At 69.5% G+C, this 22055-nt stretch carries 15 protein-coding genes; 9 read left to right on the top strand and 6 right to left on the bottom strand.

Translation table 11 applies throughout. The features are described 5' to 3' along the window. Window positions 1-263 precede the first annotated feature (263 nt). Window positions 264-1064 (bottom strand): transporter substrate-binding domain-containing protein, encoded by an 801-nt coding sequence (locus WS95_RS27120; protein ID WP_059827106.1) that lies wholly within the window; start codon window positions 1062-1064, stop codon window positions 264-266. Between the two features lie 149 nt (window positions 1065-1213). On the opposite strand from WS95_RS27120, the gene hemE reads away from it, so the two are divergent. The 4 genes from hemE (at window position 1214) to WS95_RS27140 (ending at window position 10562) form a co-directional block, all read left to right on the top strand. Further along, window positions 1214-2308, top strand: coding sequence for a uroporphyrinogen decarboxylase (gene hemE, locus WS95_RS27125; protein WP_059827108.1), 1095 nt, complete (start codon window positions 1214-1216; stop codon window positions 2306-2308). A gap of 451 nt (window positions 2309-2759) precedes the next feature. After that, window positions 2760-5021 (top strand): primosomal protein N', encoded by a 2262-nt coding sequence (locus WS95_RS27130; RefSeq protein WP_059827110.1) that lies wholly within the window; start codon window positions 2760-2762, stop codon window positions 5019-5021. A gap of 384 nt (window positions 5022-5405) precedes the next feature. Further along, a complete protein-coding gene (gene putA, locus WS95_RS27135) occupies window positions 5406-9338 on the top strand; it encodes a trifunctional transcriptional regulator/proline dehydrogenase/L-glutamate gamma-semialdehyde dehydrogenase (RefSeq protein ID WP_059827112.1) in 3933 nt (1310 codons plus the stop codon). Window positions 9339-9422: 84 nt separating this feature from the next. Continuing rightward, window positions 9423-10562, top strand: a complete 1140-nt coding sequence (locus tag WS95_RS27140) for a branched-chain amino acid ABC transporter substrate-binding protein (RefSeq protein ID WP_050015844.1) — start codon at window positions 9423-9425, stop codon at window positions 10560-10562. Between the two features lie 125 nt (window positions 10563-10687). On the opposite strand, the gene WS95_RS27145 is transcribed toward WS95_RS27140, so the two are convergent. Together WS95_RS27145 and WS95_RS27150 are read right to left on the bottom strand one after the other, a co-directional pair. After that, window positions 10688-12196 carry a class I adenylate-forming enzyme family protein gene (locus tag WS95_RS27145; protein ID WP_059827114.1) on the bottom strand — a complete coding sequence of 503 codons (1509 nt, stop codon included), beginning with the start codon at window positions 12194-12196 and terminating at the stop codon, window positions 10688-10690. Between the two features lie 51 nt (window positions 12197-12247). After that, complete coding sequence (locus tag WS95_RS27150; protein WP_059827116.1) at window positions 12248-13900, bottom strand: acyl-CoA dehydrogenase family protein; 1653 nt, start codon at window positions 13898-13900, stop codon at window positions 12248-12250. A 120-nt stretch (window positions 13901-14020) separates the two neighbouring features. Here WS95_RS27150 and WS95_RS27155 point away from each other — a divergent pair, with 120 nt between their 5' ends. From WS95_RS27155 to WS95_RS27170, 4 genes are all read left to right on the top strand, one after another. Then, window positions 14021-14689, top strand: coding sequence for a TetR/AcrR family transcriptional regulator (locus tag WS95_RS27155; RefSeq protein ID WP_034209636.1), 669 nt, complete (start codon window positions 14021-14023; stop codon window positions 14687-14689). Between the two features lie 208 nt (window positions 14690-14897). Then, window positions 14898-16052, top strand: coding sequence for a pyridoxal phosphate-dependent aminotransferase (locus WS95_RS27160; protein ID WP_059827118.1), 1155 nt, complete (start codon window positions 14898-14900; stop codon window positions 16050-16052). 46 nt (window positions 16053-16098) lie between these two features. After that, window positions 16099-16887 (top strand): ABC transporter substrate-binding protein, encoded by a 789-nt coding sequence (locus WS95_RS27165; protein WP_034209634.1) that lies wholly within the window; start codon window positions 16099-16101, stop codon window positions 16885-16887. Between the two features lie 16 nt (window positions 16888-16903). Further along, window positions 16904-18334 carry an FAD-binding oxidoreductase gene (locus WS95_RS27170; RefSeq protein ID WP_059827120.1) on the top strand — a complete coding sequence of 477 codons (1431 nt, stop codon included), beginning with the start codon at window positions 16904-16906 and terminating at the stop codon, window positions 18332-18334. Window positions 18335-18379: 45 nt separating this feature from the next. Here the strand turns inward: WS95_RS27170 and WS95_RS27175 are convergent, their stop codons facing one another. The 3 genes from WS95_RS27175 to WS95_RS35920 form a co-directional block, all read right to left on the bottom strand. Next, window positions 18380-18952 (bottom strand): PadR family transcriptional regulator, encoded by a 573-nt coding sequence (locus WS95_RS27175; protein WP_034209632.1) that lies wholly within the window; start codon window positions 18950-18952, stop codon window positions 18380-18382. A 68-nt stretch (window positions 18953-19020) separates the two neighbouring features. After that, entirely contained in the window at window positions 19021-19452 is a 432-nt protein-coding gene (gene cadR / locus WS95_RS27180) for a Cd(II)/Pb(II)-responsive transcriptional regulator (protein WP_059780409.1), read from the bottom strand. Between the two features lie 51 nt (window positions 19453-19503). After that, window positions 19504-19764 (bottom strand): hypothetical protein, encoded by a 261-nt coding sequence (locus tag WS95_RS35920; protein WP_257139954.1) that lies wholly within the window; start codon window positions 19762-19764, stop codon window positions 19504-19506. Between WS95_RS35920 and WS95_RS27185 the strand changes: the two genes are divergently transcribed. Next, window positions 19765-22053, top strand: a complete 2289-nt coding sequence (locus WS95_RS27185; protein WP_257139955.1) for a heavy metal translocating P-type ATPase — start codon at window positions 19765-19767, stop codon at window positions 22051-22053. It abuts the gene before it with no gap. Window positions 22054-22055: the final 2 nt, after the last annotated feature.

Below are 22055 nucleotides of genomic sequence, written 5' to 3' on the forward strand. Positions count from 1 at the left end.
ATTGCCGATTTGCACGCGAGAAAGTGCACGGCGTGATCGATACCGCGCACGACGATTCATTCGTCGGAAAGATTTTGAAACGTGATCGGAATGCGCGAAAGTCGGCCGTTCGGCCAATCCCGCGCATCTTGCGCCGAGGGCGGGTGCCGCAGCGCGAAGGGAAAGTGTAACGACGGCACGCCGGCTGCCGGGCCTCGCGAGATGTCGGCGCCCGGCGGCCGCGGGGTCGGTGCCCGTGTCCGGCCGCCGCGGCGCGGGCGCGCCTACTTCAGCCACTTGTCCGAAATCGCCTGATATTCGCCGGTGGACAGCGCAAGATGCAGCCACTGGTCGACGTACTGCTGGAACACGACGTCGCCGCGCGGCACCATGTACGCCTTCTCGCCGAACTGGAACGGCTTGTCCGGATGCACCGAGCAGAGGCCCGGATTCAGCTTTTGCTGCAACAGCGTCTCCGATGCATCCGTCACCATCACGTCGGCCTTGCCCGCGAGGATCTGCTTGAAGATCGTCACGTTGTCCGGATAGACGGCGAGGTTCGCGTGCGTGAAGAACTGCTTCGCGAAGCGCTCGTTGGTGCCGCCCGGATTCACGATCACGCGCGTCTCGGGCCGGTCGATCTGCGCGACGGTCTGGTACTTGTCGGCATCCGCGCAGCGCACGATCGGCGTCTTGCCGTCGACCACGTACGGCTGCGTGAAGAACACGCGCTTCTGGCGCTCGAGCGTCGTCGACACGCCGCCCACCGCGATGTCGCACTTCGCGACGAAGTCGTTGGTGAGGTTCGACCAACTCGTCTTCACATAGTCGGCCTTCACGCCGAGCGATTTCGCGAGCGATTCCGCCATGTCGATGTCGATGCCCTCGAAGCGGCCGTCCGCGCGGTAGTACGAATACGGCTTGTAGTCGCCCGTCGTGCACACGCGCAGCGCGCCGCGCGCGAGCACGTCGTCGAGCCGCGTGCCGGCGGCCGGCGCGGCGGGGGCGGCGCCGGCCGCGGTCTGCGCGTGCGCGGCGGGGCAGCACAGCCATGCGGCTGCGGCGAGCGTGGCGAATCTCTTCATCGGTCTCCTCCTCGGTTGGGTTCGATATGAGCGTCCGATCATAACGGAGCCATCGCGCGCGTCATATGGCCGCCATCGCTCCGGCATGCGCAGCCCGATCGCGGCTGTCCGGTAAAATGCCGCTTTGCCTTCGCATCGTCGCTCCTACCGTGGCCCATACCCTGCTCAACGACACCTTCCTGCGTGCGCTTCTGCGCGAGCCGACCGACTACACGCCGATCTGGCTGATGCGCCAGGCCGGCCGCTACCTGCCCGAATACAACGCGACGCGTGCGCGCGCCGGCAGCTTCCTCGGCCTCGCGAAAAATCCCGACTACGCGACCGAAGTGACGTTGCAGCCGCTCGAGCGCTTTCCGCTCGACGCCGCGATCCTGTTCTCGGACATCCTGACGATTCCCGACGCGATGGGGCTCGGTCTCGACTTCCAGGCCGGCGAAGGGCCGAAGTTCGCGCATCCGGTGCGCACCGAGGCCGACGTCGCGAAGCTCGCGGTGCCGGACATCGAGGAGACGCTCGGCTACGTGACGGGCGCCGTGCGCGAGATCCGCCGCGCGCTCACCGACGGCCAGGGCCGTCAGCGCGTGCCGCTGATCGGTTTCTCGGGCAGCCCGTGGACGCTCGCGTGCTACATGGTCGAAGGCGGCGGCTCGGACGATTTCCGCACGGTGAAGTCGATGGCGTATTCGCGCCCCGACCTGATGCACCGGATCCTCGACGTGAACGCGCAGGCGGTGGCCGCGTATCTGAACGCGCAGATCGACGCGGGCGCGCAGGCCGTGATGATCTTCGATACGTGGGGCGGCGCGCTGGCCGACGGCGCGTACCAGCGCTTCTCGCTCGATTACATCCGCCGCGTGGTGTCGCAGCTCAAGCGCGAGCACGACGGCGCGCGCGTGCCGGTGATCACGTTCACGAAGGGCGGCGGGCTGTGGCTCGAGGAGATCGCGGCGACCGGCGTCGACGCGGTCGGGCTCGACTGGACGGTCAACCTCGGCGCCGCGCGCGAGCGCGTCGCGGGGCGCGTGGCGCTGCAGGGCAACCTCGACCCGACGATCCTGTTCGCGCCGCCGGCCACGGTGCGCGAGCAGGCGCGCGCGGTGCTCGACAGCTACGGCAACCATCCGGGTCACGTGTTCAATCTCGGGCACGGTATTTCGCAATTCACGTCGCCCGATCACGTCGCCGAACTCGTCGACGAAGTGCATACCCACAGCCGCGCGATCCGTAGCGGAGCGGCGCGCTGAATGCAAGCGCCGCCATGCTGCGCTGCGGAATGACGGCGTTTCGTCGTTGAAACTAAACAGGACGCAACCCCGCTCCGGTCGCCGATTCGATGCTTGTCAAGACTTGACTTATACACATTTTCCACGTTGCAGCGCGGTAGAGCCCCGTATCCGTCAATTTGTCTCGCTATTGTTCGGTCATTTGAATAGCAGCCTTATGGAATAAGGCTTCGCGGGGGCCGGCGACAAACGGTGAAAAACAGCGGAAAGCACGGCCCCGCGCGCGTTGCGGCCGTTGAGCGGCGAGTTCTCAACAAAGTTATCCACAGGCTGGGCAGGGTATACGGCGATTCCTAATGCGAATCCAAAACTTAGCGCCGAATCTGAAGTTTTACTTTAAGTTCGCCGTCGCCATGCGGGCGCGGGTGCAAGCCGTCCGTGCGCTGCGTGCCGCCGCTGCCGGAGCGTGTCGATGAGCGGCGTCTACCTGCGCGTGGCGCTCGACCATCCGCTCGCGACCCTGTTCGACTACCGCTGCGACGTGCAGCCGCCGCCCGTGCCCGGCACGCTCGTGCAGGTGCCGTTCGGCAAGCGGCAGGCGGTCGGGCTCGTCTGCGAAGTCACCACTCACACCGATGTGCCGCCGTCGCGGCTGCGCGCGGTCGAGGCGATCTGTACCGACCTGCCGCCGTTGTCGGCGGACTGGCTCGCGCTCGTGTCGTTCGCCGCCGACTACTATCAGCGCGGGCGCGGCGAAGTCGCGTTGCCGGCGCTGCCGCAGGCGCTGCGCGACGCGGGGCGCTGGGGGCGGCTGCTCGCGCCGGAGGTGCGCTACCGACCGACCGAAGCCGGCCGCGCGGCGCTGCCCGACGCGTTGCCGGCGCGCGGCGCCGCGCTGCGCCGGCTCGCGCAGGCGTTGGTCGATACCGGCTCGCTGACGCTGCCCGATGCGCGCGTGCTGCATCCGAAGGCGGTCGCGACGCTCGACGACTGGGCGGCGCGCGGCTGGGTGGCCGTCGAGGAGATCGGTTGGGCCGATGCGCCTGTGATCAACCCTGTGGATAACCTGTCGACAAGCGGTGGACGCGCTGTGCCGCCGGCGTTGACGGACCAGCAGGCGGAGGCGTTCGACACGATCCGCGCCGCGCAGGGCTTCGCGCCGTTCCTGCTGCACGGCGTGACGGGCAGCGGCAAGACCGAGGTCTATCTGCACGCGCTCGCGTCGCTGCTCGATGCGCGCCCGGACGCACAGGCGCTCGTCCTCGTGCCCGAAATCAACCTGACGCCGCAGTTCGAGGCCGCGTTTCGCGCGCGCTTCGCGGGCGCGCTCGCCGACGACGCGATCGTCACGCTGCACAGCGGGCTCGCCGAAGGCGAGCGGGCGCGCAACTGGCTCGCCGCCCACACGGGCCGCGCGCGGATCGTGCTCGGCACGCGCCTCGCGGTGCTCGCGTCGATGCCGACGCTCGCGCTGATCGTCGTCGACGAGGAGCACGAGCCCGCATACAAGCAGCAGGAAGGGCTGCGCTATTCGGCGCGCGATCTGGCCGTGTGGCGCGCGAAACAGCTCGGCATCACGGTCGTGCTCGGCTCGGCCACGCCGTCGCTCGAAAGCTGGTGGCTGGCCGAGCAGGGGCGCTACACGCGGCTCACGCTGTCGCGTCGCGCGGTGGCCGACGCGACGCTGCCGACCGTGCGGCTGATCGATCTCGAAGAAGAGCGGCGGCGCGGGCGCGCGTCGATGGGCGGGCTGTCGGGGCCGCTCGTCGCGGCGCTGAAGGCGCGGCTCGAACGCGGCGAACAGAGCCTCGTGTTCCTGAACCGGCGCGGTTACGCGCCGCAGCTCGCGTGCGACGCATGCGGCTGGGTGGCCGGCTGCCCGCGCTGCAGCGCGTACGTCGTGCTGCACAAGCCCGAGCACGCGCTGCGCTGCCATCACTGCGGCTGGGAAGCGCGGATTCCGCGGTCGTGCCCCGAGTGCGGGAACGTCGACATCGCGCCGCTCGGTCGCGGCACGCAGCGCATCGAGGAGGCGCTTGCCGAGGCCGTGCCGGGCGCGCGGATTCTGCGCATCGACGCGGACAGCACACGCCGCAAGGGCAGCGCGCAGGCGCTTTTTTCCGACGTGCACGCGGGCGAGGTCGATATCCTGGTCGGCACGCAGATGATCGCGAAGGGGCACGATTTCCGGCGCGTGTCGCTCGTCGGCGTGCTCAATGCCGATACCGCGCTGTTTTCGCACGACTTCCGCGCGAGCGAGCGGCTGTTCGCGCAGCTGATGCAGGTGAGCGGCCGCGCGGGGCGCGCCGGGCTGCCGGGCGAGGTGCTGGTGCAGACGCGCTATCCGCGTCACGCGCTGTACCACGCGCTCGGGCGGCAGGACTACGTGGGCTTCGCGAATTCGACGCTGGGCGAGCGTCGCGACGCGCACCTGCCGCCGTTCGTCTACCAGGCGCTGCTGCGCGCCGAAGGGCGCACGCTCGACGCGGCGCTCGCGTTCCTGCTGCAGGCCGCGGCTGCGTTGCCGGGGTTGCCGGGCGCCGATCGCGTGACCGTGTACGACGCGGTGCCGATGACGATCGTGAAGGTCGCGAACGTCCACCGCGCGCAGTTGCTGCTCGAAAGCGCGTCGCGGGCGGCGCTGCAGCATGCGCTGCGCGCGTGGCAGCCGGAACTGCGCGCGCTGAAGGGCGTGCTGCGGTGGAGCGTCGAGGTCGATCCGCTCGATATCTGAGCGGCCTCCGCGCGGCCGTCGCGCGGGCCGCCGCCGAATGCCGGTAACCCGTGCCGCCGGGCGCCCCGAATCGTCGTTTCCCGTCGCTTGCCCCGATGCCGGGTCGGCACCGCATCCTGTCACCCCAGTGCAACCCGTTTTCGGCCGCGCTCGCGCAGGCCGACGGTTGCACACGCTCGCCGAACCGGCCCGATCAGGGAAAATACCGATCCCGGGACCACGGGCAACCCCTAGGTTGCAACCGCATAAGTGTCTGATTATATTGACTAACTTGCGGGTGCAACCTATCTCTCAATTTGGTTGCACCTTTTTATTGCGTGCCGTAGGATTTCGCGCATCCTCTTACACCACACAGCCGGCCTCGCACCGGCGCACGAACCCACCATGGCAAGCACGACTCTCGGCGTCAAAGTCGACGATCTTCTCCGCTCGCGCCTGAAGGACGCCGCCGCGCGTCTCGAGCGCACTCCCCACTGGCTGATCAAGCAGGCGATCTTCGCGTATCTCGAGCGGATCGAGCACGGCCAGTTGCCGCCCGAGCTGTCGGGCCACAGCGGCGTGACGGAGCTCGCCGACGGGCAGGCCGCGGACGGCGACGACGACAACTCGCCGCATCCGTTCCTCGAGTTCGCGCAGAACGTGCAGCCGCAATCGGTGCTGCGCGCGGCGATCACGGCCGCGTACCGCCGTCCGGAACCGGAATGCGTGCCGTTCCTGCTCGGCCAGGCGCGTCTGCCCGCGAACCTGCAGGCGGACGTGCAGGCGCTCGCGACGAAGCTGGTCGAGGCGCTGCGCGAGAAGAGCTCGGGCGGCGGCGTCGAAGGGCTGATCCACGAGTTCTCGCTGTCGAGCCAGGAAGGCGTCGCGCTGATGTGCCTCGCCGAAGCGCTGCTGCGCATTCCCGATCGCGCGACGCGCGATGCGCTGATCCGCGACAAGATCAGCAAGGGCGACTGGCGTTCGCACGTCGGCCACGCGCCGTCGCTGTTCGTGAACGCGGCGACCTGGGGGCTGATGATCACCGGCAAGCTCGTGACGACCAACAGCGAAGCGGGCCTGTCGTCGGCGCTCACGCGCCTGATCGGCCGCGGCGGCGAGCCGCTGATCCGCAAGGGCGTCGACATGGCGATGCGTCTGATGGGCGAGCAGTTCGTCACCGGCGAAACGATTTCCGAGGCGCTCGCGAACAGCCGCAAGTACGAAGCGCGCGGCTTCCGCTATTCGTACGACATGCTCGGCGAAGCGGCGACGACCGAAGAGGATGCGCAGCGCTACTACGCGTCGTACGAACAGGCGATCCACGCGATCGGCAAGGCGGCCGGCGGGCGCGGCATCTACGAAGGCCCGGGCATCTCGATCAAGCTGTCGGCGCTGCACGCGCGCTACTCGCGCTCGCAGCAGGACCGCACGATGAGCGAGCTGCTGCCGCGCGTGCGCGCGCTCGCGCTGCTCGCGCGCCGCTACGACATCGGCCTGAACATCGACGCGGAAGAGGCCGACCGCCTCGAACTGTCGCTCGACCTGCTCGAGGCGCTGTGCTTCGATCCGGACCTCGCGGGCTGGAACGGCATCGGCTTCGTCGTGCAGGGCTACCAGAAGCGCTGCCCGTTCGTGATCGACTACCTGATCGATCTCGCGCGCCGCAGCCGTCACCGCCTGATGATCCGCCTCGTGAAGGGTGCGTACTGGGATACCGAAATCAAGCGGGCGCAGGTCGACGGCCTCGAAGGCTATCCGGTCTACACGCGCAAGATCTACACCGACGTGTCGTACCTCGCGTGCGCGAAGAAGCTGCTCGCGGCGCCCGACGCCGTGTACCCGCAGTTCGCGACGCACAACGCGTACACGCTCGCCGCGATCTATCACCTCGCCGGCCACAACTACTACCCGGGCCAGTACGAGTTCCAGTGCCTGCACGGGATGGGCGAGCCGCTGTACGAGGAAGTCACGGGCCGCGACAAGCTGAACCGTCCGTGCCGCGTGTATGCGCCGGTCGGCACGCACGAGACGCTGCTCGCGTATCTCGTGCGCCGTCTGCTGGAAAACGGCGCGAACACGTCGTTCGTGAACCGCATCGCCGACAAGACGGTATCGGTGAAGGAACTGGTCGCCGATCCGGTCGACGAGGCATCGAAGGTCGTGCCGCTCGGCGCGCCGCACGCGAAGATCCCGCTGCCGCGCAACCTGTATGGCGACGAGCGTCCCAACTCGATGGGCCTCGACCTGTCGAACGAACACCGTCTCGCGTCGCTGTCGTCCGCGCTGCTCGCGAGCGCGCACCATCCGTGGCGCGCGGCGCCGATGCTCGCCGACGACGCGCTCGCCGACGCACCGGCGCGCGACGTGCGCAACCCGGCCGACCTGCGCGACGTGGTCGGCACGGTCAGCGAAGCGACGGCCGAACACGTGAGCGCGGCGCTCGCGCACGCGGTGACCGCCGCGCCGATCTGGCAGGCGACGCCGGTCGACGCGCGCGCCGATTGCCTGGTGCGCGCGGCCGATCTGCTCGAAGCGCAGATGCACACGCTGATGGGCCTGATCGTGCGCGAAGCCGGCAAGTCGCTGCCGAACGCGATCGCCGAGATCCGCGAAGCGGTCGACTTCCTGCGCTACTACGCGGCGCAGATCCGCGGCGAATTCTCGAACGACACGCACCGTCCGCTCGGCCCCGTGGTCTGCATCAGCCCGTGGAACTTCCCGCTGGCGATCTTCATGGGCCAGGTGGCCGCGGCGCTCGCCGCCGGCAATACGGTGCTCGCGAAGCCGGCCGAGCAGACGCCGCTGATCGCCGCGCAAGCCGTGCGGCTGCTGCGCGAGGCCGGCGTGCCGGCCGGCGCGGTGCAACTGCTGCCGGGCACGGGCGAAACCGTCGGCGCGGCGCTGGTCGCCGACCCGCGCACGCGTGCGGTGATGTTCACGGGTTCGACCGAAGTCGCGCGCCTGATCAACAAGACGCTCGCCGCGCGCCTCGATCCGGACGGCAAGCCGATCCCGCTGATCGCGGAAACGGGCGGCCAGAACGCGATGATCGTCGATTCGTCGGCGCTCGCGGAGCAGGTCGTCGCGGACGTGATGCAGTCGTCGTTCGACTCGGCCGGTCAACGGTGTTCGGCGCTGCGCGTTCTGTGTCTGCAGGACGACGTCGCGGACCGCACGCTGACGATGCTCAAGGGCGCGATGCACGAGCTGGCGCTCGGCAACCCCGACCGGCTGTCGACCGACGTCGGCCCGGTGATCGACGCCGAAGCGAAGCAGACGATCGACGCACACGTCGCGGCGATGAAGGACAAGGGGCACGCGGTCACGCAACTGCCGATGCCCGATGCCTGCGCGCACGGCACGTTCGTGCCGCCGACGCTGATCGAGATCGGCAGCATCGACGAGTTGAAGCGTGAAGTGTTCGGCCCCGTGCTGCACGTGGTGCGCTACCGCCGCAACCAGCTCGACAAGCTGCTCGAGCAGATCCGCGCGACCGGCTACGGGCTCACGCTCGGTATCCACACGCGGATCGACGAGACGATCGCGCACGTGATCTCGAATGCGCACGTGGGCAACATCTACGTGAACCGCAACGTGATCGGCGCGGTGGTCGGCGTGCAGCCGTTCGGCGGCGAGGGGCTGTCGGGCACGGGCCCGAAGGCCGGCGGCGCGCTGTACCTGCAGCGCTTGCTCGCGACGCGTCCGTCGGGCCTGCCGCGCGCGCTCGCGCAGTCGCTGGTGGCGGACGGCGCGACCGAAAGCGATGCGCGCGGCAATCCGGCGGCGGCGCTCACGACGCTGCGCGACTGGCTGATCGAGCAGCGCGAGCCGGCGCTGGCCGCGCGTTGCGACGGCTATCTCGCGCAGGTGCCGGCCGGCGCGACCGCCGTGCTGACCGGCCCGACGGGCGAGCGAAACACGTATACACTCGGCCCGCGCGGCACGGTGCTGTGTGTCGCGGCCACGCCGGGCGGCGCGCGTGCGCAGTTCGCGGCGGTGCTGGCGACGGGCAACCGTGCGCTGTTCGCCGGCGCGGCGGGCGAGGCGCTGGTCGCCGCGCTGCCGGCGTCGCTGAAGGCGCACGCGGCCGTGCGCAAGCAGGCCGACGCGCCGTTCGACGCGGTGCTGTTCGAAGGCGACAGCGACGAGCTGCAGACGCTCGTGAAGGACGTCGCGCAGCGGCCGGGCCCGATCGTGTCGGTGCAGGGCGTGTCGGTGGGCGCGTTCGAGAACGGCGACGCGGAGGACTACGCGCTCGAACGGCTCCTGACGGAGCGTTCGGTGAGCGTGAACACGGCCGCGGCGGGCGGCAATGCGAATTTGATGACGATCGGCTGATCATCCTTGCCGTTCGGATCAAACAAAGGAAGCGGCAAGGCGATCCCGAAGCCGCTCCATTTACCCTGGTACCAAGGAGATGCTATGCAACACACGATGAAAAAGGTGGCAGGCGCGACGTTCGTCGCGGTCATGTCGCTGGCGGGGACGGCCCATGCGGATGACGTGAAGATCGGTTACGCAGGGCCGATGACGGGCGCGCAGGCGCACTACGGCAAGGATATGCAGAACGGGATCGTGCTCGCGCTGGAAGACTTCAACGCGACGAACCCGAAGATCGGCGGCAAGGCCGTGAAGTTCGTGCTCGACACGCAGGACGACCAGGCCGACCCGCGTACGGGTACGACGGTCGCCCAGAAGCTGGTCGACGACGGCATCAAGGGCATGCTCGGCCACTTCAACTCGGGCACGACGATTCCCGCGTCGCGCATCTACGCGAACGCGGGCATTCCGGAAATCGCGATGGCGACGGCGCCGGAATACACGCAGCAGGGCTACAAGACGACCTTCCGCATGATGACGTCCGACACGCAGCAGGGCTCGGTGGCCGGCACGTTCGCGTCGAAGGATCTCGGCATGAAGAAGATCGCGATCGTCGACGACCGCACGGCCTACGGCCAGGGTCTCGCCGACCAGTTCGAGAAGGCCGCGAAGGCCGGCGGCGCGACGATCGTCGACCGTGAATTCACGAACGACAAGGCAGTCGACTTCAAGGCGATTCTGACGAAGCTGAAGGCGGCGAAGCCGGACCTCGTCTACTACGGCGGCGCGGATTCGCAGGCGGCGCCGATGGTCAAGCAGATGAAGGCGCTCGGCATCACCGCACCGCTGATGAGCGGCGAAATGGTGAAGACGCCGACGTTCCTGAAGATCGCGGGCAACGCGGCCGAAGGCACGATCGCGTCGCTGGCCGGCCTGCCGCTGGAAGAAATGCCGGGCGGCAAGGCTTACGCCGACAAGTACAAGAAGCGCTTCGGCGAAGACGTGCAGACGTACTCGCCGTACGCGTACGACGGCGCGATGGCGATGCTGAACGCGATGAAGAAGGCCGATTCGACCGATCCGGCGAAGTACCTGCCGGTGCTCGCGAAGACCGACATGGCCGGCGTCACGTCGACGCACGTCGCGTATGACGCGAAGGGCGACCTGAAGAACGGCGGCATCACGATGTACAAGGTCGAGAAGGGCGACTGGAAGCCGCTGAAGAGCATCGGCGGGAAGTAAGCAGCCTGTCGCGATGTTCCGACGTGCGGGCGGCGGCGAAGGTCGCTGCCCGGCCGCTCGGGCATGTGAATAAGCCGCCGGGTCGTTGCGCGATCCGGCGGCTTTTTTTATCGGCGCGAGCGCGGCTACTCGCCGCGCACGCGGAGCAGGAACTTCTGCAGCTTGCCGGTCGGCGTGCGCGGCAGCGCCTGCACGAACGTGAACTCGCGCGGGACCTTGTACGCGGCGAGCCGCTCGCCGCAGAACGTGCGCAGCGCATCCGCATCGGGCGCCGCGTTCGCCCGCATCACGACGTGCGCGACGACCGTCTCGCCCCAGTCCGGATGCGGGACACCGACGACGGCCGCCTCGGCGATGTCCGGGTGCGCGCCGAGCACGTCCTCCACTTCCTTCGAATAGACGTTCTCGCCGCCGGTGACGATCATGTCCTTCAGCCGGTCGACGATGAACAGATAGCCATCCTGATCGATCCGTGCGATGTCGCCGGTGCGATACCAGCCGTCCGGCGTGAACGCGGCGCGCGTCGCGGCCGCGTCGTCGAGATAGCCGAGCATCGTGCTGGCGGCCTTGAGCCAGATCTCGCCGGTTTCGCCCGGCCGCGCATCGACGCCGTCCATCCGCACGACCCGCAGGTCGACGCCCGGGCCGCCCTCGCGGCCGATCGAGCCGGCCTTCGCGATCTGCTCGTCCGGATACAGCGTCGTGCCGGCCGGCCCGGTTTCCGTCATCCCGTACACGTGGAAGAACGCGTGGCTGCGGTACGCATGGGCGAGCCGTTCGGCCTGCGCGGCGCCGATCGGGCCGCCGCCGTACAGCCACGCGCGCACGCTCGACAGGTCGAATGCCGCGAAGCCGTCGATCGTGTCGAGCGGCAGCGTATACGACACCGGCGCGCCGAAATACAGCGTCACGCGCTCGCGCTCGACGGTCTGCAGGAAGCGCAGCGGATGGTATTCGCGCAGCAGCACGACGGTGCCGCCCGCGTACAGCGTGCCGCCGAACCAGTTGTTCAGCGGCGACGAATGCCAGATCGGCATCGCCATCAGCGTGCGCTCGTGACGGCCGATGCCGGTCGCGAGCGCCGCCTGCATCGCCGCCAGCGTCACCGTGCGATGACTGTGCACGCACCCCTTCGGGCGGCCGGTCGTGCCGGACGTGTAGAGGATCTGCGCGATGTCGTCGTCGGCCGGCTCGATGCCCGCGAGGCCGTCCATCGTCGCGCACATCGTGTCGAAGTTCGGCACGCCGTCGAGTTCGCCCTCGGTCACGAGGCGCCGCGCCGGATGCACGATGCGCTCGACCACCGGCGCGAGCGCCACGTCGAACAGCAGGGCCTTGCTGCCGCTGTGTTCGAGCACGTAGTCGACTTCCGGCGCCTGCAGCTTGTGGTTGATCGGCACGAATGCCGCGCCGAGGCGCCATGCGCCGAACATCAGGTCGACGAAGGCCGGCGTGTTGAAGCACATCGCGGCGACGCGATCGCCGGCCGCGACGCCGAGCGCGCTCAGCACGGCCGCCGCGCGGTGCGAACGCTCGCGTGCGGCCGCATACGTGATCGTCGCGGATTCGTTGACGAGGAAGGGCTTGTCGGGCGTCGCGCGGGCGGCGCGGTCGAGGGCGGCGACGAGGTTCATCGAGGCTCCGGGGCGGACGAACGACTGCGGATTCGGGGGAGCGGGCCGGCGTCAGGCCGGGTACGCGCGTTGCAGCAGCGCGGCGACGTCGATCGCGTGCGGGTCGAAGCCGCCGGCGATGCGGCCCCAGTCGGGGGCGGCGAGCCGCGTCGCGACGAACGCGTCGGCGACGGCCGCCGGCGCATCGCGGCGCAGCAGGCACGCCTGCGCGACGGTCGCGAGCCGCTGCGCGAACACGCGGCCCGACGCTTCGAGCGTGTCGGCCGGGGCGGCGAGCATCGCGCGCAACGCGTCGAGCGCCGCGCGAATGCGCGGTTCGCCCGCGCCGAGGCCGGCGAGTTCGTCGAACAGCGCGGCGGCCGCGTCGGGCTCGCGCGACACCGCGCGCAGCACGTCGAGGCACATCACGTTGCCCGAGCCTTCCCAGATCGAGTTGACGGGCGCCTCGCGGAAGAGGCGCGCGATCGGGCCGTCGTCGACGTAGCCGTTGCCGCCGAACACTTCCATCACCTCGCCGGTCAGCTCGACCGCGCGCTTGCAGACCCAGAATTTCGCGGCGGGCGTGACGATCCGCTTCCACGCGTGTTCGCGCGGCGAGTCGTCGCGTTCGAACGCGTCGGCGAGGCGCATCGCGAGCGACAGCGCCGCTTCGCTCTCCAGCGCGAGATCGGCGAGCACGGTACGCATCAGCGGCTGCTCGGCGAGCGCGCGGCCGAATGCATGGCGCTGGCGCGTGTACGCAATCGCCTGCACGACGCCCTGGCGCAGCATCGCCGCGCTGCCGAGCACGCAGTTCAGCCGCGTGTAGGTGGCCATCTCGATGATGGTCGGAATGCCGCGGCCTTCGTCGCCGAGCATGATTCCCCACGCGTCGTTCAGCTCGATCTCGCTGCTCGAGTTGCTGCGGTTGCCGACCTTGTTCTTCAGCCGCTGGATCTCGACCGCGTTCTTCGTGCCGTCCGGCCGCCAGCGCGGCACGTAGAAGCACGACGGGCCGCCGGCTTCGGTGCGCGCGACGACGAGGTGCGCGTCGCACATCGGCGCGGAGAAGAACCACTTGTGGCCGCGCAGCCGGTATTCGCCGCCGCGCCCGCCCGCGCCGATCGGCGTGGCGAGCGTCGTGTTCGCGCGCACGTCGGAGCCGCCCTGTTTCTCGGTCATGCCCATGCCGAACCAGATCGCGCGCTTGTCGGCGACCGGCACGTCGCGCGGATCGTAGTCGTCGCTGTAGAGCTTGTCGCGCAGCAGGTCCCACAGCGCCGGCTCCTTCTGCAGCACGGGGATCGCGGCCTGCGTCATCGTCGCGGGGCACAGCGTGCCGGCCTCGATCTGGCCGTGCAGGTAGAAGCCCGCGGCGGTCGCGGCCCAGCGGCCGCGGCGCGCGTCGCGGAATGCGAGCGACACGAAGCCTTCGCGACGATACCGGCCGAGCAGCGCGTGCCATGCGGGATGGAAATCGACGCGGTCGATGCGCCGGCCGCGCCGGTCGAACGCGTTCAGTTCCGGTGCATGGCGGTTCGCTTCGTCGGCGAGCCGCGCGGTGTCGGCGCTGCCGAGCCACGCGCCGTACGCGTCGAGCTGCGGCACGGCCCAGTCGGCGCCCGCCCGGGCGAGCGCGTCGCGCAGCGCGAGATCCGTCGCGAAGAGGTTATAGTCGACGAGTTCGTCGAACTGGTTCGTGACGGCGTGAGTCGAGTCGGTCATCGCGATGGTCTCCGGTCTCATGCTTCGCGGTCGGCCGGCGTCGCGCCGCACGGAGGGCGCGTCGGCGCGGGTTCCGGCTTCCGGTGAAACGTCTTCCCTGCTGAATTCAGAGTAGCAAATATGCCGCCGCGACATGTTCAGGTTCCGGCGCCGCCCGGCTCGCCGGCGGCGCAACCCGCGCCCGCGTTGCGCCGCCGGCCGCGCCAGTCGCGCGCGCAGGCGAGCTCCGACGCGCTGCAACAGGCGTTCGTTCAGCTTTTGCTCGAACGCGGCTACGCGAAGGCGACGATCCGCGAGATCGCGGCCGTCGCGGGCGTCAGCATCGGCACCTTCTACGAGTATTTCGGCGACAAGCAGAGCCTCGCGGCGCTCTGCATCCACCGCCGCGTGCTGGCGCTGGCCGACCGGCTGCGCGACACGGTGCAGCGGTTGCGCGGCGCGCCGCGGGCCGAGCTCGCCGCCGCGCTCGTCGACCTTCAGGTCGATACGATCGCCGCCGACGCGGCGCTGTGGAGCGCGCTGTTCGTGCTGGAGCGGCAGGTGTCGCCGCTGGCCGCCTATCGCCGGCATTACGACGCCTATGTCGCGCTGTGGCGCGACGCGCTCGCCCACGCGGCCGACCCGCCGCCGGCCGAACGGCTCGACGGGCTCGCGCGGATGGCCCATACGATCTGCTACGGCGGGCTGTCGCAGGCGTTGCTGACGCTCGGGCCGGCGCTCGATTTCGCCGCGCAACGCCGCGAACTGCGGGCCGTGCTGCTCGCTTACCTCGCGGCGGCGCACGCGTAGCGTTTCCTAGGGGAAATGCCCGATTCGCATATCGGGCGTCCGGGCGGGCCTTGCCGCCGAGGGCTTATCGCCGCGGGCCATGAGAAAAACGCATGGCCGCCATGACGAACTTTCGATTGTCCATCGATATTGGCTGGGGCTAAATCATGCGGCGGATGTCGGGCCGCACATGGCGCGGCCCGCCCGAAGGACATCAGGAGGAGGAGTCATGCGAAGCGCGACCGCGCCCCGTTCGAAACTGCCCGACGTCGGGACGACGATCTTCACGGTGATCGGCCAACTGGCTGCTCGACACGACGCGTTGAACCTGTCGCAGGGCGCCCCCAATTTCGCGCCCGATCCGGCGCTCGTCGAAGGCGTCGCGCTCGCGATGCGCGACGGGCACAACCAGTACGCGCCGATGGCCGGCGTGATCGCGCTGCGCGAGCGGCTCGCCGAGAAGACCGAGGCGCTGTACGGCGCGCGCTACGACCCGGCCACCGAGATCACGGTGATCGCGAGCGCGAGCGAAGGGCTTTATGCGGCGATCAGCGCGCTCGTGCATCCCGGCGACGAGGTCATTTATTTCGAGCCGTCGTTCGACAGCTATGCGCCCATTGTGCGGTTGCAGGGGGCGACGCCGGTCGCGATCAAGCTGTCGCCCGCGCATTTTCGCGTGAACTGGGACGAGGTGGCCGCGGCCGTCACGCCGCGCACGCGGATGATCATCGTCAACACGCCGCACAACCCGACCGCGACGGTGTTCTCCGCCGACGATCTCGAGCGGCTCGCGCAGATCACGCGCGACACGGGCATCGTGGTGCTGTCCGACGAAGTCTACGAGCACGTCGTGTTCGACGGCGCGCGGCACCAGAGCGTCGCGCGGCACCGCGAGCTGGCCGAGCGCAGCGTGATCGTGTCGTCGTTCGGCAAGTCGTTCCACGTGACCGGCTGGCGCGTCGGCCATTGCCTCGCGCCGGCCGAGCTGATGGACGAGATCCGCAAGGTGCACCAGTTCATGGTGTTCTCGGCCGACACGCCGATGCAGGTCGCGTTCGCGGAGATCCTCGCGCGGCCGGACAGCTATCTCGGCCTGTCGGCGTTCTACCAGGCCAAGCGCGACCTGCTCGCGCGCGAGCTGGCCGATTCGCGTTTCGAGCTGCTGCCGAGCGAAGGCTCGTTCTTCATGCTCGCGCGCTTTCGCCACTTCTCGGATGAAAGCGACAGCGATTTCGTGCTGCGCCTGATCCGCGACGCGCGTGTCGCGACGATTCCGCTGTCGGCGTTCTATACCGACGGCACCGACGCCGGCGTGATCCGGCTCAGTTTTTCGAAGGACGACGCGACGCTGGTCGAAGGCGCGCGGCGGCTGCGTTCGCTGTAAAGAGTGGCGACGGGCACCTCGCCTCGACCAGACACAGGAGATCACGATGAAGCACACGACCACCCTGAAACTCGCATTCGCACTCGCGTGCGCAATCGGCTCCGGCGCGGCGCTCGCCGATGCGCCGACGTTGCGTTTCGGCCTCGAAGCGCAATACCCGCCGTTCGAATCGAAGGCGCCGAACGGCGACCTGCAGGGCTTCGACATCGACGTCGGCAATGCCGTCTGCCAGACGGCGAAGCTGTCGTGCAAATGGGTCGAGACCTCGTTCGACGGGCTGATCCCGGCGCTGAAGGGCCGCAAGTTCGACGCGATCAACTCGGCGATGAACGCCACCGAGCAACGGCGCCAGGCGATCGACTTCACGACGATCATCTATCGCGTGCCGACCCAGCTGATCGCGCGCACCGGCAGCGGCCTGCTGCCGACGCCGGAGTCGCTGAAGGGCAAGCGCGTGGGCGTGCTGCAGGCGTCGATCCAGGAAACCTTCGCGAAGGCGCACTGGGAGCCGGCCGGCGTCGCGGTCGTCGCGTACCAGGACCAGAACCAGGCGTATGCGGATCTGGTCGCGGGCCGCCTCGACGCGACGCTCGTGCTCGCGCCGTCCGGCCAGCGCGGCTTCCTGTCGCGCCCGGACGGCAAGGGCTTCTCGTTCGTCGGGCAGCCGGTGCACGACGACAAGATTCTCGGCAGCGGCATCGCGTTCGGCCTGCGCAAGGGCGACGATGCGCTGAAGGCGAAGCTCGACGCGGCGATCGACAAGCTGAAGGCGGACGGCACGGTGAAGTCGCTGGGCCTGAAGTATTTCGGCGATATCGACATTTCGACGAAGTAATCGGGGGCCGCGCACGATGCCGACCCCGAACCCGAGCGCCGCGGGCCGCGAACCGGACGGCATGCCGCGGCCGGACGATGCCGTCGATGCCGTGCTCGCCGCCGAACTGGGCGACGCGCTCGTCACGCGCGCAGCCGATATCGATCCGCGTTACTTCACCGCGTACAACGAGCCGCCCGGCGTGCGGCCGCGTGCGCTGGTGCGCCCGCGCAGCGTCGACGACGTGTCGCGCACGCTCGCGGCGTGCACGCGGCTCGGCCAGCCGGTCGTGCCGCAAGGCGGGCTGACGGGGCTCGCGCGCGGCGCGGTCCCGCTGGGCGGCGAGGTCGTGCTGTCGATGGAGCGCTTCGCCGGCATCGAAGCGCTCGACGCGGCGGCCGGCACGATCACCGTGCGCGCGGGCACGCCGCTGCAGACGGTGCAGGACGCCGCGCAAGCGGCGGGCTTCACGTTCGGCGTCGATCTCGGCGCGCGCGGCTCGTGCCAGATCGGCGGCATGCTCGCGACCAATGCGGGCGGCACGCGCGCGATCCGCTACGGGACGATGCGCGAGCAGGTGCTCGGGCTCGAGGTCGTGCTCGCGGACGGCACGGTCGTGTCGTCGATGAACCGGATGCTGAAGAACAACGCGGGCTACGACCTGAAGCAGCTGTTCGTCGGCAGCGAAGGGACGCTCGGCGTCGTCACGCGCGCGGTGCTGCGGCTGCACCCGTTGCTCGCGGCGCCGGCCACGGCGCTCTGCCGTGTGCGCGACTACGATGCGGTGGTCGGGCTGTGGAACCGCGTGCGCGCGCTGCCGGAGGTCGTCAGTTTCGAGGCGATGTGGCCGTCGTTCTACGACTACGTCGCGCGTCATACGCCGGGCGTGTCGGCGCCGTTCGTCGGCGACGGCGGATTCGCAGTGCTGATCGAATGCGCGACGAGCGCGCCGGGCGGCGATGCGCGCCATGCGCTCGAAACGGCGCTGGCCGAGGGGTTCGATGCCGCGCTCGTCGACGATGCGGTACTTGCGAGCTCCGAGCGGCAGGCGCGCGATCTGTGGACGCTGCGCGAAGGCCTGGCGATCGATGCGCTGCCCCATCTCGTCAACTTCGACGTGAGTCTGCCGACCGGCGAACTCGGCGCGTTCGCCGAACGCTGCGAGGCGGCGTTGCGGGCGCGCTGGCCCGCGCTCACGTGCCTGTTCTTCGGTCATGTCGGCGACGGCAACGTGCATATCGGCGTGTCGCCGGCCGGGATGACCGACGCGCACGCCGATGCGATCGACGACTGCGTGTATGCGGTGGTGCGCGACATGGGCGGCTCGGTGTCGGCCGAGCACGGGATCGGCGTGCTCAAGCGGCCTTATCTCGCGCACACGCGCAGCGACGCGGAAATCGGGCTGATGCGGCGCCTGAAGGCCGCGCTGGACCCGCGCGGGATCCTGAATCCCGGCAAGGTGCTTTGACGGGGGCGATTCCCGTTGCCGACGGGAAGCGGCCGGCGCGACGCGTCAGCCGTCCACCCAGCGCAGCGCGCCGATCTTCAGGTGTTCGACCACGCTGCGCGCCCAGTCGAGCTCCGCATTGAGCAGCACGAGCGCATGCTCGTTTTGCAGCAGGAACAGGCGCGGCACCTGGTCGGCCTGCGCGGTGGCGCGCAGCGCTTCCAGCCGCTCGCGCTCGGCGTCGAGCCGTGCAATTCGCAGTTCGAGCTGATGGCGCGCATCTTCCGCGTCGAGCAGCGGCAGGAACGCGAGGCCGGCGCCGAACGCCGGGAATTCACGCGCGGGCTCCGCGAGCAGCGCATGCAACCACGCCTGCCCGGCCGTGTGCCCGGCTTCGGTCAGCGCATACAGCGTGCGCTCCGGAAACGCGCCGTCGCGCTCGGTGTCGTGCACGGCGATCAGCCCGTCGCGCAGCAGCCGGTCGATCGTCTGGTACAGGCTCGTACGCTGCCGCACGTTGACGACTTCGTCGTATCCGCGGGCCTTCAGTTGCTGCAGCATCCCGTACGGATGCATCGGCGTTTCGGTGAGCGTCGCAAGGATGGCCAGCGCGAGCGGGGACGGGCGACTCGTAGACATGAATAGTCAAAATATATCTAGTAAGAATATAACTATTCTCGACTGGACTATCTTGTTTGGCAAGGGTTTCAGCCGAGGTGCGAGCGCTTCGCGGCGGGCGCGACGGTTTCCATCGTCGCGAGGCCGTGCACGATTCCGCAATCCTCGACCGAATGCTCGCCGACGCAACGGCGGCGCAATTCGGTGAGCTGCTCGCGCAGATGCGTCAATTCCGCGAGGCGCGCATCGACGTGCCCGATGTGATCGTCGAGCAGCGAATTGATCGAATCGCAGCGATCGGCCGGCGTGTCGGTGAGTTGCAGCAGTGCACGGATTTCGTCGTGCGCCATGTCGAGCGCGCGACAGTTGCGGATGAAGCGCAGCCGTTCGACGTGCACGTCGGTGTAGTTGCGGTAGTTCGAATCGGTGCGCTCCGCGTCCGGCATCAGCCCCTCTTTCTCGTAGAAACGGATCGTCTCGGGGGTGCAGCGGGCCGCTTTGGCCAGTTCGCCAATCTTCATGCCTTTCTCCCGTGTAAGGGTTGACCTTGTAGTGGCTTCAGGGTGTTAACTCTACACCGTCAAGCCACGAAGGAGGTTGTCATGACCGACGCCCAGCGTCCCCACGACCCACGACACCGTCAGGCCGACGGCGCCGATGCCTGCTGCGCAGAATCGTGCGACACGCAGACGGCGACCGTTGCCGACCCGGCGCCGGCGGCCGGCGAGCGCGCGCACGGCCATGACCACGATCGCGTCCACGGGCACGCTCACGTGGCACATGGCGAGGCGGGTGACGACCATGGTCCCGGCCACGCCGGCGACGACGAGCACGTGCACGGCGCCACGTGCTCGCACGGCCACGCCGCGCACGACCACGACCACGACCACGACCACGACCACGACCACGCGGCCGGCGCATGCTGCGCGCCGGCCGCGCTGACGCTCGCGCCGCTGCCGGTCGCGCAGGCGACTGCGTCGGGCCACGTGCGCTCAGCATTCCGGATCATGCAGATGGACTGCCCGACCGAGGAAACGCTGATCCGCAAGAAGCTCGGCGGGATGCCCGAAGTGTCGGCGCTCGAATTCAACCTGATGCAGCGGATGCTGACCGTCGAGCACGTGCCCGGCGCGCAGCCGGCGATCGAAAGCGCGATCCGCACGCTCGGCATGACGCCGGAGGCCGCCACGGCCGGCGCGCCGGCGGCGCGCGCCGCCGCCGCGCCCGCGAAGCCGTGGTGGCCGCTGGCGCTCGCCGGCGTCGCCGCGCTCGCGTCCGAAGGCGCGACCTGGGCCGGGCTGCCGGTGTGGCTGTCGGCGGCGCTCGCGCTCGCCGCGGTGCTCGCGTGCGGGCTCACCACGTACAAGAAGGGCTGGATCGCGATCCGCAACGGCAACCTGAACATCAACGCGCTGATGAGCATCGCGGTGACGGGCGCGATGGCGATCGGCCAGTGGCCGGAAGCCGCGATGGTGATGGTGCTGTTCACGATCGCCGAGCTGATCGAGGCGAAGTCGCTCGACCGTGCGCGCAATGCGATCCAGGGCTTGATGCGGCTCGCGCCGGATACCGCGACCGTGCGGCAGGCCGACGGCGCGTGGCGCACGGTCGAGGCCGCGCAGGTCGCGCTCGGCGCGGTCGTGCGCGTGAAGCCGGGCGAGCGGATCGGACTGGACGGCGAAGTCGTCGCGGGCCGCTCGACCGTCAACCAGGCGCCGATCACCGGCGAGAGCCTGCCCGTCGAAAAGACGACCGGCGACGCGGTGTACGCGGGCACGATCAACGAATCGGGTTCGTTCGAATACCGCGTGACGGCCGTCGCGGCCAACTCGACGCTCGCGCGGATCATCCATGCGGTCGAGGAAGCGCAGGGCGCGAAGGCGCCGACGCAGCGCTTCGTCGACCAGTTCGCACGCGTCTACACGCCGATCGTGTTCGCGGTCGCGCTGCTGGTCGCGGTGGTGCCGCCGCTCGCGATGGGCGGCGCGTGGCACGACTGGGTCTACCGCGCGCTCGTGCTGCTCGTGATCGCGTGCCCGTGCGCGCTGGTGATCTCGACGCCGGTGACGATCGTGTCGGGCCTCGCGGCGGCCGCGCGGCGCGGGATTCTCGTGAAGGGCGGCGTCTATCTGGAAGAAGGGCGCAAGCTCGCGTGGCTCGCGCTCGACAAGACCGGTACGATCACGCACGGCAAGCCGGTGCAGACCGACTTCGACGTGCATGCGGACGGCGCCGATGCGGCGCGCGTGCGGCACCTCGGCGCGAGCCTCGCCGCGCGCTCCGATCACCCGGTGTCGCAGGCGCTCGCCGCCGCGGCCCGCGACGCCGGCACGACGGCATTCGCCGACGTGCAGGACTTCGAAGCGATCGTCGGGCGCGGCGTGCGCGGCACGATCGACGGCACGCGCTACTGGCTCGGCAATCACCGGCTCGTCGAGGAGCTCGGGCGCTGCTCGGCGGCGCTGGAGGCGAAGCTCGACGCGCTGGAGCGGCAGGGCAAGAGCGTCGTCGTGCTGGTCGACGACACGCGCGTGCTCGGCATCTTCGCGGTGGCCGACACGATCAAGGACACGAGCCGCGACGCGATCGCCGATCTGCATGCGCTCGGCATCCGCACCGCGATGCTGACGGGCGACAACCCGCATACCGCGCAGGCGATCGCGCGGCAGGCCGGCATCGACGACGCGCGCGGCAACCAGTTGCCGGAAGACAAGCTCGCGGCGGTCGAGGAACTGTCGGCGGGCGGCGCGGGCGCGGTCGGGATGGTCGGCGACGGGATCAACGATGCGCCGGCGCTCGCACGCGCCGACATCGGCTTCGCGATGGGCGCGATGGGCACCGACACGGCGATCGAGACGGCCGACGTCGCGCTGATGGACGACGACCTGCGCAAGATTCCCGCGTTCGTGCGGCTGTCGCGCGCGACGCACCGCGTGCTGGTGCAGAACATCGGCTTCGCGCTCGGCGTGAAGGTCGTGTTCCTCGGCCTGACGGTCGCGGGGCTCGGCACGATGTGGATGGCGGTCTTCGCCGACGCGGGCGCGAGCCTGCTCGTCGTGGCCAACGGCTTGCGGCTGCTGTCGTCCTCCGGGGCGTTCGGCGGCGCCCGGGCCGAACGTTGAGG

The organism is Burkholderia sp. MSMB1826 (assembly GCF_001526325.1).
Lineage (GTDB): Bacteria > Pseudomonadota > Gammaproteobacteria > Burkholderiales > Burkholderiaceae > Burkholderia.